Source organism: Amycolatopsis sp., from assembly GCF_036008905.1.
Taxonomy (GTDB): domain Bacteria; phylum Actinomycetota; class Actinomycetes; order Mycobacteriales; family Pseudonocardiaceae; genus Amycolatopsis.
The window spans coordinates 13,691-25,775 of sequence record NZ_DASYMU010000071.1; the positions used below are offsets into that span (position 1 = coordinate 13,691).

A 12,085-nucleotide genomic window follows, 5' to 3' on the forward strand; every position below is an offset into this window, starting at 1 on the left:
CCCGTACTGTGTGCGGGGTGCTGGAGGGTTACGCGCCGGGCTACGCCCAGGATGCGATGTCGATGATGGCCGGGCGAGGCGCCCCGGAGCGGGCCGAGTTCGCGATGTCGTTGTTGAACCCGCAGGCACGCGTGCTGGACGTCGGTTGCGGGCCCGGATCGATCACCGTGGGGCTTATCCCCGCCGCGCGGGTGCTCGGCGTCGACAGCGAGCCGGGCCAGGTCGCCCTCGCCCGCGCGGCGGCGAAGATCGTCGGATCGTCCACTGTGGACTTCCTGGCCGCGTCGGTCTACGAGCTCCCGCTACCCGACGAAAGTATGGACCTCGTTTTCGCGCACGCGCTTTTCGAGCATCTCGCCCGTCCCGCCGACGCACTCGCGGAAATCCGCCGGGTGCTTCGGCCCGGTGGTGCCATCGCACTGTCCACTTCGGACTGGAGTCGCGCGAAACTGCGCCCGCGCACGGCCAACGTCGACGCCGCCCTGCGCGGCCACTATCTGCTCCGCCGTCGCACGGGCGCGGACCCGTTCGCGGGCAAGAAAATCGTCGGACACGTCGAGCAGGCCGGTTTCCGGGTCGTCCGGACCCGGACCCGCCACCGCAAGGACATGGGCTACCGCGAACTCGCCCGTTACGTCGAAGCCCGGCTCGTCGCCGCCATCGAGTTGCCCGGCCGCGACCGCGACCAACTGGCCTCCGCCGCGCGCTCGGCGTGGGCGTGGGTCCGTGGTGGCGACGGCGATTTCGAGCAGTGCTGGACCGAGGTCGTCGCCGTCCGCTAGCGGATCCTGCCCGAGAAACGAAAGAAGCTCCGCTCACATTGCTGCGAGCGGAGCTTCTTTAACGTCGGGGTGGCGGGATTCGAACCCACGACCTCCTCGACCCGAACGAGGCACGCTACCAAGCTGCGCCACACCCCGAGGTACTGCTTATTGGGCCGAGTAGAAGTGTATCGGACGTCTTTTCACCCCTTGATCGGGGTCGTGTCACCACGTGCGACCAGCGTCAGCAGGCTCGCTTCGGGCGGGCACGAGAACCGCACTGGGGCGTACGGCGACGTGCCGAGACCGGCGGAAACGTGCATCCACATGCGGCCCCCCCAGCGGGAGACGCCGCGCGCGCGGGAGCGGTCGAGGGCGCAGTTGGTGACGAGCGCGCCGTAGATCGGCACGCGCAGCTGCCCACCATGAGTGTGCCCGGCGAGGACGAGGTCGTAACCGTCGGCGGCGAACTCATCGAGCACGCGCGGTTCGGGGGAGTGCGAAATGCCCAGCCTCAGCGCGGCGGACGGATCGGCCTTGCCGGAGATCTCCGAGTAGCGGTCGCGGCGCAGGTGCGGGTCGTCGACGCCGGCGGCGAAGACCTCCTGGCCGGCGACCTTGACCGTGCGGCGGACGTGCGTGAGGTCCACCCAGCCACGCTCGACGAACGCGGCGCGCAGGTCCCGCCATGGCAGGTGCTCGCCGTGGATGCGCTTCTTGCCGCCCCTCGGCAGCAGGTAGCGGGCCGGGTTCTTCGGCTTCGGCGCGTAGTAGTCGTTGCTGCCGAAGATGAACACCCCCGGACGGTCCAGCAGCGGCCCGAGCGCGCGCAGCACCGACGGCACTGCCTGCTGGTGCGACAGGTTGTCCCCGGTGTTGACCACCAGATCCGGCTCGAGCGAGTCCAGCGCGGTCACCCAAGCCTGCTTCGACCGGTGGCCGGGCAGCATGTGGAGGTCGGAGATGTGCAGGACCTTGATCGGCTGGGAGCCGGGTGCCAGGACGGGCAGCTCCGCGGTGCGCAGCGTCCAGTGCCGCCGCTCGATCCCGGCCGCGTAGCCCACCGTCGCGGCGCCGAGGGCCAGGGTTCCGAAGGCGACGCGCTTCGCCTTTGCCATGCCAGTGCTTTTGCTACCGAGCGTGCTCACACGCTCCAGGATACGGGCGCCACCGGATCGGCTTGGGTGGGTGGCTCGCGAGAGTTTCGCGGGTTTCTAAGCCCGCGAAACACTCACGACCGTGCGACGGGCTAACGAGCCGCGCCGCCCATGTACTGCGGGTCCGGACCGGGCAACGGCAGCGGTTCCTGGCCTTCGAGGATCTTCGACACCGCGCCAAAGAACGTCTGTGCCGGAGTCTTGCCACCGAACATGTTTTGGCAACCAGTGACGCTCACGTTGCCCACGTCGCGATAGCAGAGGCCGCCGGTGCCGCCTTCCGGCCGGAAGACCATGGCCGCTCCGGCCAGCTGCGGCGTGCCGCCGACGAAGGTCGCCGAGCCGTTGTTCTGGCTGGTGCCGGTCTTGCCGATGGCGGGCCGGGTCCAGTTGACGTTCTTGGCCGCGACGGAGGAGGTGCCGCCGCCCTGGTCGTCCTTGCTGAGGCCGACCGCGAGGGTGTTGGCGAGGCCTTCCGGCACCACCTGCTCGCAGGCGGCTTCCTTGATCGGCACCGGCTGGCCGCTGCGGTCGGTGACCGCGGCGATCGGCGTTGGTGGGCACCAGACGCCGCCGCTGAGGATGGTCGCGGCCACGTTGCCCAGTTCCAGGCCGCTCAGCGGGGCAGGGCCGAGGGTGAACGAACCGTTGCCGGGGTTCTTGCCCTTCGGACCGAACGCTTCGGTCTGGCTGACGTTCTCGCCGGGAAGTTTCGACTCCGGCTTCACCGTGCCACCGCCGAGGTTGCTGGCCATGGTCTCGCGCATGCCGAGCTTGCTGGCCATCTCGACGATCGGGCCGGTGCTGCCGATCTTCTCTTCCAGGATGACGAACGCGGTGTTCGGCGAGGTGGCCAGCGCGTTCTGGATGGTCATCGACCCGCCGGACTTGCTGTAGTCACCGGCGTTGCCGAGGCAGTACCAATGCGAGTTCAACGGCCGTCCGGTCGGCGGACATCGGTCGGCGCCACCGGTGAAGACCCGCGAGGTGTACGTGTCGGGCACGTCGATGTCGCTGTAGATCCCGGCGACACCCTGGTTCAACGCGGCGGCCGTGGTGAAGATCTTGTAGCTCGACCCCGCACCACCGGTGTTGTAGACGCCGGACGGCAGGGCGTAGACAGTCTGCCCCTTCGACGAGTCCGTGCCGTAGTCCCGGTTCGCCGCCAAGGCGACCACCTCGTGCCGGTTCTTTCCCGGCCGGACCAGTGACAACGTGTTCGCGACGTTCTTCTGGTTCTTGTCGACCTGGGCTTCCGCGGAGGCTTTGGCTTCGTGGTTCGCCTTCTGGTCCAGCGTGGTCTTGATGGTGAGGCCACCGGTGTAGAGCTGGTCGTGCGTCATGCCCGACTTGATCAGGTAATCCTCGGCGTACTGGCAGAAGAACCCGGCTTCGGGGCCCGCGCCGACACAGTTCGCGGCGGGCTTGTTCGGGCGGCCTTCGACCACGCCGAGCGGCTCGAGCTTGAACTTCTCGGCGTCGGCCTTGTCGAGCTTCTGGTTCTCGACCATCCGGTCCAGCACCAGGTTGCGCCGCTTCGTGGATTCGGTGACCTTGTTCCACGGGTCGTAGACGGCCGGGTTGTTCACCAGGCCGGCGAGCAGCGCGGCCTGGGGCACGGTCAGCTTCTCCGGCGTGGTGTTGAAGTACGCCTCCGCCGCGGCACCGATGCCGTAGATCTGGCGGGAGAATTCGACGACGTTCAGATAGCCGGTGAGGACCTGGTTCTTGGTCATCTTGGTTTCGAGCTGGATCGCGATCCGCGCTTCCTTGAGCTTCCGGGCGATCGACTGCTCTTGGGCCTTCTTCTGCGCGACCTTGTCGCCGCGGTAGACAATGTTGATCAAATAGTTCTTCACGTACTGCTGGGTCAGGGTCGACGCGCCCTGGGTGTCGCCGCCGGTGCCGTTGCTGACGGCCGCGCGCAGCGTGCCCTTCCAGTCGACACCGTGGTGGTCGTAGAACCGCTTGTCCTCCACCGAGACGAGCGCCCACTTCATGGCGTCGTTGATCTGGCTCTCCACCACCGGAAGCCGGTACTGCTCGTAGAGGGTCGCGATCTGCGTGCCCGCCGAGTCTGTGACCCTTGTCACCAGCGGCGGAGGCACGTCGGCCAGGTCCGAAGACGTCTGGTCGACAGTGTCGCTCGCCTGGTTGGACATGACCCCCACGGCACCCGCGACAGGGAACAACACGCCCGCGACGAGCACCCCCGCGAGTACACAAAGGCCTATGAGCTTGAGTAGACCGTCCGTTTTGCGCACGGGCCCAGGGTACGCGGAACGGGTATGACCGTCGTGACCTCACACCTTTGGGGCGATTGCCACTACATATTGATCACACTGTGACTACAAAAGAGGCCCGGTGTGGTGACAACGGGTAACTGACGGCATTCTAGGCTTGGCTGTGGGAACCGAGGGACCCTACAGTCCGTCAACGTCTAAACGAAGAAGAGCCGGCGTGCGGGTGAGTACGAAAGATCCGTACTCATTCGATACGCGGCGGCCGGTGCTGGGAGGTGCCGGGTTTCTTCGTGGACGTGAGTGCAGGGAGATTCGCTCGCGGGGGCTGGAGCGTAAGGCTTCGTGACCCCGCTGGTGGATCTCACACCAGATGAGGGAGCTGGGGGCATGGAAACCAACCAGTCGAGCTGGCGTGTGAACGCATCGTGCAGGGACACCGATCCGGATGGCCTGTTCGTTCGCGGCGCCGAGCAGAACCGGGCCAAAACAGTCTGCATGGGGTGCCCGGTAAGAGCTGAATGTCTCGCCGAGGCATTGGACGGCAGGATCAACTTCGGTATCTGGGGCGGAATGACCGAGCGGGAACGGCGCGCCCTGCTGCGACGCCGTCCCGATGTCGCGAATTGGCGCGAGCTGCTCGATTCGGCTCGACGGGAATCCGCTCCCGCGGCGGGTTGATCGGGACGTGGGTGGTTCGCCGGGATGACCCGACGGACGCTCACGACCCGGCCAGGCGGTCACCGATATCGCGCAGGCCGCCGATGTCGTGCACGTCGCTGGGCAGCGCCGGCACCTTCACCAGCGGCACCTCCGGGTGCGCGCGGGTGAACCGGGCCAGCAGGCGCGTTTCCCTGGCGGCGAGCGCGACCCTGTCCGCGTGCAGCCGCAGGACGGCCACGGCCAGCGGCGAATTCTTCTCGCCGTTTTCCAGTGAATCCGCGGCGGCGAGCGCCTCAGGGCCGGAGAGCTTGGCCAGCACCGGGTGGGTCCGGTTCGCGACCAGCCCGGCCAGTGGCATGGATTCTTCCGAAAGCCGGTCGACGAAGTAACTCGCTTCGCGCAACGCGTCCGGCTCGGGCGCGGCGATGACGACGAACGAAGTGCCCTGCGAACGGAGCAGCTCGGCCGTTTTCCGGGCGCGCTCCCGGAATCCGCCGAACATACTGTCGAAGGCCTGCATGAACGCCGACGCGTCGGACAGCAGTTGCCCGCCGATGATCGTCGAGACGGCCTTCGTGAACATGGTGAATCCGGCGGTGACCATCTTGCGCAGCCCGCGGCCGCCGACCTTTCCCGGTCCGGTCAGCAGGCGGATCATCCGCCCGTCTAGCGCGCTGGAAAGCCGCGAAGGCGCGTCCAGGAAATCGAGTGCGGACCGGCTCGGCGGGGTGTCGACGATGATCAGATCCCAGTCGTCGGTCGCGGCGAGCTGGCCGAGCTTCTCCATCGCCATGTACTCCTGCGTGCCGGAGAACGACGTGGAAATGGTCTGGTAGAAGGGATTCGAGAGCAACGCTTCGGCGCGCTCCGGCCCGGCGTGCACCCGCACCATGTCGTCGAAGGTGCGGCGCATGTCCAGCATCATCGCCCACAGCTCGCCCTTGGGCTCGAAGCCTTCGACGACGACCTGACGCGGATGGTTGCCGAGTTCCTTGAGCCCCAACGCTTGTGCGAGCCGGCGCGCCGGGTCGATGGTGAGCACGACGGTCTGCCTGCCGCGTTCGGCGGCGCGCAGGGCCAGCGCGGCGGCGGTGGTGGTCTTGCCGACCCCGCCCGAGCCGCAGCAGACGATGACGCGGGTGGCCGGGTCATCGATAAGTGCGTCGACATCCAGCGTGGTCATCAGCGCACTCCCTGGTCGGTCAAGGCCTCGGCCAGGTCGTAGAGCGCGGCGACGTCGACGCCGTCGGTCAGGTCCGGAAGTTCCAGCGTCGGGAGGTCCGCCTCGGCGAGCTGTTCGCGTGCGCGTTGTTCGGCGGCGACGCGGATGGCGTGCTCGACGGTCTCTTCGACGAGCGCGTCCAATGCCCCCTCGGGCAGAGTCAGCCCGGCGGATTCGAGTCCATTGCGGACTCGCGAAGCGTCGACACGGCCGTCCGCGGCCGCGGTGATCGAGCGCGCGGGCAGGCGCGGGGGCCGGACCCGGTTCACCAGCACGGCTCCCGGGCGGAGGTCGGCGCCGTCCAGTTCGGCGACGGCCTCGACGGTCTCGCGCACGGGCATTTCCTCCAGCAGCGTCACCAGATGCACCGCCGTCTCGCCGGAGTGCAGCAGCCGGACGACACCGTCGGCCTGGCCGCGGATCGGACCGGTCTTGGCGAGGTCGGTCAGCGCCTTGGTGACGTCGAGGAACTTGACGACCCGGCCCGTGGGCGGCGAATCGACGACCACGGCGTCATAGGTGTGGCGTCCGTCGGATTCGGTCCGGCCGACGCATTCCTTGATCTTCCCGGTCAGGAGCACGTCACGCAGGCCCGGCGCGAGCGTGGTCGCGAATTCGATCGCGCCCATCCGCCGCAGCGTCCGCCCGGCGAAACCGAGGTTGTAGAACATGTCGAAGTATTCGAGGAGCGCCGCTTCGACGTCGATGTGCAACGCCCGCAGCTCACCACCGCCGGGGACCGACGCGATGCGCTGCTCGGCGTAGGGCAGCGGCTCGGTGTCGAAGAGCTGCGCGATGCCCTGGCGGCCTTCGACCTCGATCAGCAGCACCCGCCGTCCGCCGCGGGCCAGCGCGAGCGCCAGTGACGCGGCCAGCGTGGTCTTGCCCGTCCCGCCCTTGCCGCTGACGAAATGCAGTCGCGCCCGGGCGAGCTCGTCTGTCCAGCCAGGAAGGGAAGTCGTCACCTCTTCACCCTAATTGAGGTCCTAACTGGCCAGCACCATGACGCTGACCGCAGCGCCGACCACGGCTACGATTACCCAGGTCAAGACCCCCGGAAGCACCGTGAGCATCAGCACACCGAGTACCACCAGTGCGGTGAACGTCACGGCCCCGGCGATCGCGACGTCCCCGGAACGACCGGTCCGGTCGCGCACCTTCGCCATCACGATCAGCGCCATCAGCACGCCGGACACCGCCAGCAGCCCCGTCGCGACGATCCGCCAAATCTCCACACCCCCACGCTAGCCCGGAATATGTCGACAACTTTTCGTGCCACGAGGTTCCGAACATGTCGACATATTCGGAAGTTAGGTGCCTCTGGAGTCTCGTCAGTCTCAGGCGACACACGGGTCCCGAATATGTCGACATGTTTTGAGGCTCGAAGCCTCGGAAAGTGTCGACATATTCGGGGGTTGACCCAGGGGTCAGGACCCGAGTGGGCCGGCGGGGAGGCAGGGGACAGGCTGGGCGTGGGCCGGGTCGAGCGCGTTGAGGACGTGCCGGGCGGCGTTGCGATCCGCGGCGACGCCGAGGTGCTCGGCGAAGTCCAGGACGCACCGGTCCTGCAGGACGACGTTGTGCACGTTCGGACCGGTGCCGAGGCCGCTCGTGTACGGCACGACGAGTTCGTCGTAGCGCGTCACGATGTTGGTGTAGGTGACCTCGGGCGCGAAGACGCTACCGCCGCTGCGCATCTTGGCCAGGAAGTCCGAACCGTGCAGGAACTGTTTGCACGAACCGCAAAGCGGGTTGAGGACGCCGTCGATGACCGGCTGGAGGCCGTGCCCGGAAATTAACTGGTACAGGTTGGACAGGCCGTAGAGCGTGGTGCCGTCCCACAGCGGGGTCAGGCCGACGTACTTGTCCACTTTGGCCGCGCCGCCGAGGAACTTGACGTAGTAGTTGGGCATCAGCGTGCCCTCGGAGTGACCGAGGATGTCCACTTTGGACGCTCCGGTTTTCGCGAGCACCTTGTCGACGAACAGCGAGAGTTCGGCCGCGCTCTCTTCCATCGGCGCCAGCCCGCCCGGCTGGTACACCGGCAGCGGGTCGCCGGGAACGCCGTAGGTCAGGGAGAACACGCAGTAACCGTTGTTGGCGAGCAGCGGGCTGAAGGTCCCCCAGTTCACCGTCTGGTTGGCGCCGAGCCCGTGGGTGAGCACCACCGGGTTCGGATGCGCCGCGCTCGGGCGGCACGACCAGTTGTTCGCGCCGGGCGGCGGGGTGTTGGGCGCGGCGAGTTGCTGCGCGACGCCCGGGGCGAAGTTATAGGGCACCGGCAACCTCGTGGCGGCCTGTGCTCCGGGTGCTGCGACCAACGCCAGTGCTGCTGCCAGCGCGACGGTGACCAGGGACTTCATTGTCCGCATGCCCACTCCTAGAGTTAGCTACTCATCAGTAGGTGTGAAGTGAACCACACTCGTGATGATCTAGCGTGAAGTTCACTGCCTTGGGCTAATGGGTCCCATCGGGACGCAGGGAACCGGTGCCGCGTGTGCCGGATCTAGCGCGTTGAACACGTGCCCGAGCGCGTTCGGATCGACCACCAGGCCGACGTGGTTCACCTCGTCGGCGGGGCAGGTGTCCTGCAGGACGATGTTGGTGACGTTCGGGCCGTCGCCGAGCCCGCTCGTGTAGGGCCAGATGACGTTGTCCTGTTTGGTCACGATGTTCGTGTAAGTGATCCCTGGAAGGAAGATGCCGCCTTCGCGGATTTTCGCCAGAAAGTCCGACCCCGTAAGCATTTCCGGGCAGGCGATACAGTCGCCGATCGAACCGAGCGTGCCACCGAAACCGAGCAGGCGTAACAACATGAAGGTGCTGCCGACGCCCAGCGGGTTCGTGCCGTCCCAGAGCGGAGCCAGGCTGATGTAGGCGTCGATGTTGTTGCGGCCGTTGAGGAACTTGGCATAGTAGGTGGGCACCATCGTGCCCTGTGAGTAGCCGACGATGTCGACCTTGTCCTCGCCGGTCGCGAGCCGGACCTTGTCTATAAAGGACTTGAGCTCACCGGCGCTGGACTCGATCGGGGTCAGCCCGCCGACGACGTCGTCGACCACCGGGGCGTTCGGCAAAACGCCGTAGGTCAAGGAAAAAACGCAATATCCACGCGCCGCCAGCTGTGGCCCGAGCGCGCGCCAGGTGTAGTCCTTGTTGTCCCCGGTGCCGTGCACGAGCACCACCGGCTTCGGGTGTGCGGCACTCGGGCGGCAGGTCCAGTCGTTGACACCGAGCAGCGCGCTCGCCGAGGCCGGAGTGAGCAGGCTCGCCAGCAGGATCGCGACGGTGATCAGGCCCGCACTTTGCTTGCGCACGACGAATTCCCCCTGCTTGACCTTGTGTCCCTCCAGTCTGTCGTGGCCGGTTTGAGATTGAGGGAGTTGACGGGGACACGTCAGGGTGGACTCGGGGTAACCCGTCGTCACTGACGGTGATTTCCCGAACGTGTACTCAGGCGGGGTTGGCGGCTTGGTTACGCTCGCGGCTATGAGCGCCACCAAATGGGAGTACGCGACCGTCCCGCTGCTGATCCACGCCACCAAGCAGATTCTCGACCAGTGGGGCGACGATGGCTGGGAGCTGGTCACGGTGCTGACCAACCCGACCGGTGAACAGCACGTCGCCTACCTCAAGCGTCCCAAGAACTGAGTTTCCAGAGCAGAGGCCCACCACCCCCCAACGAGGCGCTTCGCGCCGCTGAGAGGTTTTCAATGACCTGGAGCGCCCGGCTCGCCGAGCTCGGTATCGAACTTCCCGGCGTCGCCGCGCCGCTGGCCGCCTACGTCCCGGCCGTCCGGAGCGGCGCGCACGTCTACACCTCCGGCCAGCTGCCCTTCGTGGACGGCAAGCTCGCCGCGACGGGCAAGGTCGGCGCGGAGATCAGCCCCGAGGAAGCCAAGCAGTACGCGCGGACTTCGGCGCTCAACGCACTCGCCGCCGTGCACGCACTGGTCGGGATCGATAACGTCGTCCGCGTGGTCAAGGTCGTCGGCTTCGTCGCGTCCGCCGAGGGCTTCACCGGTCAGCCGGCTGTCGTCAACGGGGCGTCCGAGCTGCTCGGCGAGGTCTTCGGAGAAAGTGGTATCCATGCGCGGTCGGCCGTCGGCGTCGCCGAACTGCCGATCGGCTCCCCTGTAGAGGTCGAACTCATCGTCGAGGTGAAGTGATGGATCCGGATATCGAGCACGCTTGTCATGAACTGCTCATCCGGCTGGCCGGGCGCGTCCCGGATCAGCTGCTGTGGCGCTTCCGCGATTGGCTCGGCGAGGGTGCGATGGGCACGCTCGCGCGGACCCTTCCAAGATCTTTGCTTAAGCACAGGATCGACCTTGATCAGTCCGAGTACCGGCTGCTTGTCGCGGGTCTCATTCCCCACGGTGCCGATTGGCATCAGGTCAGTTCGACCCTCGGGGTGGACGACGTCACCGAGACCAGGTACACATTCACCCAGAGTGCACCCGAATGGGTTAACTCCGTCGATTCGGTGTCCGTTTTGCTGCACGCAACGTTGCGTGGTCGGCCGGATGTGGGCGAAGTGCGGCAAAGCTGGCGACACGGTGGTGTGGCCGGTGAGGGCGGGGCAAAGCGGGTTCTGGTGGTGACGGCATTGACCGGACTGCCGCGGCTGACCGGCGAGCTGCAGCGAGTGCTGCGCGTGCTGGGCGACGAAGAACCCAGTGTCGAGGTCCTCCCTCCGCGTTTCGAACTGTCCGGCTATCACCATGGTGCGCTCGCGAGCTCCGAGCTCGTGTGCGTCGGCGCCGTGGACACCGGCAATCGGCTGGTTGCCGCTTAACGCTCGCTCCTCCAGCGAGCTGGGAGGGAGCAGGGCATATGGAGGTCAACGAGGGTCCGTCGCTCGACGGGTTTTCGGTTCCACTGCGGTTGCACAATCTGTTGCTGGCCCTCGCGGGCCGCATCGATGACACCGCGCTGACCGAGGCACGTGAGCTGATCGCCCGCGCCCATCTCGACGAAGCGGTCGAGCTCACCACGGGCACGCTGATCGCCGGTCGCATCCCGGTGCGGTCGACCGAGCAGCGCGAGCTGGCTCTGGTGCTCGAGATGAGCAGGTCGGACGCGACGCTGGCCAACGAGCTCATCATCGATGAGGCCGAACCCGCGCTGACCCACCGGTTCACCGGTGAGGGCACGCCCGAGTCCGGCGTCAGCGAAGCTTTGGACCGCACACTGCACGTCCTCCCGGACGTGCGGTCGGTGCACGCCGTCTGGCGCAACACGCCGGCAGGCAGTGTTCCCGGCGCGTTGCCGCAGCGGGTCGTACTGGTCGAGATCGGCCCCGACGGCAATCCTCCGGCGGTCGCGTTCCGCGTCGACACCGCGTTGCGGCGGGCGGGCATCCGGGCCGTCGTCGAGGTCAGTGGCCCCGGCGCGCGGCATTCGGAGTACCACCACGCGGCCGGTCTGGCCGCGAGTCCCGTCTGGGTGACGGGCACCGCGTCTTCGTCGAGCAACACGCTGCCCAGCGCGCCGACGTTCGACTCGTTCGAATCGGACGTCAAGCCCAAGCCCGCCGTCGAAAAGGCGGTACCGGCGAAGACGTCGAAGGCCGAGAGCAGCCGTCATGGTCTGCGCGCGGCCTCGGCAGCGTCGTCGTCCACTCCGCCGCCGCCGACGCCGGTCGTGCCGGTCGTCTCCCGGGCGCCCGCGCCCGAGCCGGCGCCGGAAACACGCGCCGAGCGGACTTCGGAGCTGTCCTCCGACGAGGTCAAGCAGCTTCGCCGGGCGCTGGCGGAGGACCCGGAGAAGGGGCGCGAGATCGTCGCGGGCAAGGCCGGCATGCACGAGGTCGTCGAACTGCCCGCACTCGACCTCGACGACCCGGCGCTGAGCGAGCGCGATCGTGCGCTCCTGCGTGAACTGCACGCCGAACTCGCCGAGCGCGAGCGTGAGGAGGCCGCGAAGATCCGGGCCACCAACGGCGCCTCCCGCGGTCCGGAACAGCGCGGCTGGGCGGACGGTTACGCGGGCGCGTGATTCACGTCTCTCCAGGACGGTTTGCCGCGGGCGTATGTTTCG

The 12,085-nt window shown here is 67.3% G+C and carries 13 protein-coding genes and 1 tRNA gene; 6 read left to right on the forward strand and 8 right to left on the reverse strand.

Annotation, left to right across the window (positions count from 1 at the left end; genetic code table 11):
- Positions 1-17: 17 nt before the first annotated feature.
- Positions 18-782 (forward strand): class I SAM-dependent methyltransferase, encoded by a 765-nt coding sequence (locus tag VGP60_RS13635; RefSeq protein ID WP_327548342.1) that lies wholly within the window; start codon positions 18-20, stop codon positions 780-782.
- A gap of 64 nt (positions 783-846) precedes the next feature.
- On the opposite strand, the gene VGP60_RS13640 is transcribed toward VGP60_RS13635, so the two are convergent.
- The 3 genes from VGP60_RS13640 to VGP60_RS13650 form a co-directional block, all read right to left on the reverse strand.
- A tRNA-Pro gene (locus tag VGP60_RS13640) sits at positions 847-920 on the reverse strand.
- A 44-nt stretch (positions 921-964) separates the two neighbouring features.
- Positions 965-1,879: a metallophosphoesterase gene (locus VGP60_RS13645; RefSeq protein WP_327548390.1), complete on the reverse strand. Its 915-nt coding sequence runs from the start codon at positions 1,877-1,879 to the stop codon at positions 965-967.
- A gap of 131 nt (positions 1,880-2,010) precedes the next feature.
- The gene (locus tag VGP60_RS13650) at positions 2,011-4,182 is read right to left on the reverse strand and encodes a transglycosylase domain-containing protein (protein ID WP_327548343.1); all 2,172 of its coding nucleotides are present in this window, start codon (positions 4,180-4,182) and stop codon (positions 2,011-2,013) included.
- A 366-nt stretch (positions 4,183-4,548) separates the two neighbouring features.
- Between VGP60_RS13650 and VGP60_RS13655 the strand changes: the two genes are divergently transcribed.
- Complete coding sequence (locus tag VGP60_RS13655; protein WP_327548344.1) at positions 4,549-4,839, forward strand: WhiB family transcriptional regulator; 291 nt, start codon at positions 4,549-4,551, stop codon at positions 4,837-4,839.
- A gap of 40 nt (positions 4,840-4,879) precedes the next feature.
- Here VGP60_RS13655 and VGP60_RS13660 read toward each other — a convergent pair whose 3' ends face one another.
- From VGP60_RS13660 to VGP60_RS13680, 5 genes are all read right to left on the reverse strand, one after another.
- A complete protein-coding gene (locus VGP60_RS13660; RefSeq protein WP_327548345.1) occupies positions 4,880-6,004 on the reverse strand; it encodes an ArsA family ATPase in 1,125 nt (374 codons plus the stop codon).
- Positions 6,004-7,008: an ArsA family ATPase gene (locus VGP60_RS13665; protein ID WP_327548346.1), complete on the reverse strand. Its 1,005-nt coding sequence runs from the start codon at positions 7,006-7,008 to the stop codon at positions 6,004-6,006. The genes VGP60_RS13660 and VGP60_RS13665 overlap by 1 nt, the downstream gene beginning before the upstream one ends.
- Before the next feature lie 21 nt (positions 7,009-7,029).
- Positions 7,030-7,278: a hypothetical protein gene (locus VGP60_RS13670; protein WP_327548347.1), complete on the reverse strand. Its 249-nt coding sequence runs from the start codon at positions 7,276-7,278 to the stop codon at positions 7,030-7,032.
- 192 nt (positions 7,279-7,470) lie between these two features.
- The gene (locus tag VGP60_RS13675; RefSeq protein ID WP_327548348.1) at positions 7,471-8,415 is read right to left on the reverse strand and encodes a lipase; all 945 of its coding nucleotides are present in this window, start codon (positions 8,413-8,415) and stop codon (positions 7,471-7,473) included.
- A 72-nt stretch (positions 8,416-8,487) separates the two neighbouring features.
- On the reverse strand, positions 8,488-9,360 hold the full coding sequence (locus tag VGP60_RS13680; RefSeq protein WP_327548349.1) for an esterase/lipase family protein: 873 nt from the start codon (positions 9,358-9,360) through the stop codon (positions 8,488-8,490).
- A gap of 172 nt (positions 9,361-9,532) precedes the next feature.
- Between VGP60_RS13680 and VGP60_RS13685 the strand changes: the two genes are divergently transcribed.
- The 4 genes from VGP60_RS13685 to VGP60_RS13700 all read left to right on the forward strand — a co-directional run bounded on the left by VGP60_RS13685 (position 9,533) and on the right by VGP60_RS13700 (position 12,043).
- Positions 9,533-9,694: a hypothetical protein gene (locus VGP60_RS13685; protein ID WP_327548350.1), complete on the forward strand. Its 162-nt coding sequence runs from the start codon at positions 9,533-9,535 to the stop codon at positions 9,692-9,694.
- Positions 9,695-9,756: 62 nt separating this feature from the next.
- Positions 9,757-10,212, forward strand: coding sequence for a RidA family protein (locus VGP60_RS13690; protein WP_327548351.1), 456 nt, complete (start codon positions 9,757-9,759; stop codon positions 10,210-10,212).
- The gene (locus VGP60_RS13695) at positions 10,212-10,841 is read left to right on the forward strand and encodes a hypothetical protein (protein ID WP_327548352.1); all 630 of its coding nucleotides are present in this window, start codon (positions 10,212-10,214) and stop codon (positions 10,839-10,841) included. The genes VGP60_RS13690 and VGP60_RS13695 overlap by 1 nt, the downstream gene beginning before the upstream one ends.
- Before the next feature lie 38 nt (positions 10,842-10,879).
- Positions 10,880-12,043, forward strand: coding sequence for a hypothetical protein (locus VGP60_RS13700; protein ID WP_327548353.1), 1,164 nt, complete (start codon positions 10,880-10,882; stop codon positions 12,041-12,043).
- Positions 12,044-12,085: the final 42 nt, after the last annotated feature.